The 699-nt window shown below is 59.2% G+C and carries 3 protein-coding genes; 1 reads left to right on the top strand and 2 read right to left on the bottom strand.

Going from position 1 to position 699, the window contains the following annotated elements; genetic code table 11:
• Positions 1-125: biotin carboxylase N-terminal domain-containing protein (locus GR328_RS28145; protein ID WP_160888597.1), on the bottom strand; the 125-nt coding region annotated here is incomplete at its 3' end.
• A gap of 99 nt (positions 126-224) precedes the next feature.
• Between GR328_RS28145 and GR328_RS26560 the strand changes: the two genes are divergently transcribed.
• Positions 225-368, top strand: coding sequence for a hypothetical protein (locus GR328_RS26560; protein ID WP_160888636.1), 144 nt, complete (start codon positions 225-227; stop codon positions 366-368).
• A 44-nt stretch (positions 369-412) separates the two neighbouring features.
• Here GR328_RS26560 and GR328_RS26565 read toward each other — a convergent pair.
• The coding region (locus GR328_RS26565; protein WP_281352154.1) for a carboxyl transferase domain-containing protein at positions 413-699 on the bottom strand (287 nt) is incomplete at its 5' end.

Raw genomic sequence — 699 nt, forward strand, 5'->3', positions numbered from 1 at the left:
ACGTGGAGGGCGTCCCGATCTGCATCGGAATAGACCGCCACCGTCTTGATGCCCATTCGCCGGGCGGTCTTGATCACCCGGCACGCGATCTCGCCACGGTTCGCAATCAGGATCTTGTCGAACATGAATCAGGTCTGTCCAATGGAAGGAGGAACGATGAGGCGGACGGGCGGTTCGAGAGTCAGTCCATACGCCATTTGGAGAAGTCAGCTCGGGAACGTTGAATGGACAATCTCGCCTTCCTCCGGGCTGCGCTCACTGATGGCCCAAAGGAGCCGGGACATCTCGTCGATGATGTTGTGCGCTTCATCTCGATCAAAGCCAGGTTCCCCAACATCCCACAGGAGTTTGGCGACGTCGTCGAATGAGACTTCTGCGGCGTCATTTCTACTGTTGTTCATACTCCCCTCCCCTACAGCGGTATGTTGTCGTGCTTCTTCCAGGGGCGCTCCGTTTCCTTGTGGCGGAGCATGGCGAGGGCGCGGGCGATCCGCCGCCGTGTCGAATGCGGCATGATTACCTCGTCGATATAGCCGCGCTCAGCCGCTACGAAGGGTGACATGAAGCGGTCTTCGTATTCCTTCGTGCGCGCAGAGATCTTGTCCTCGTCGCCGATGTCGCCTCGGAAGATGATCTCCACCGCGCCCTTCGCTCCCATCACCGCGATCTGCGCGGTCGGCCAGGCATAGTTGATGTCTC

It is taken from the genome of Microvirga makkahensis (genome assembly GCF_009830105.1).
Classification (GTDB): Bacteria; Pseudomonadota; Alphaproteobacteria; order Rhizobiales; family Beijerinckiaceae; genus Microvirga; species Microvirga makkahensis.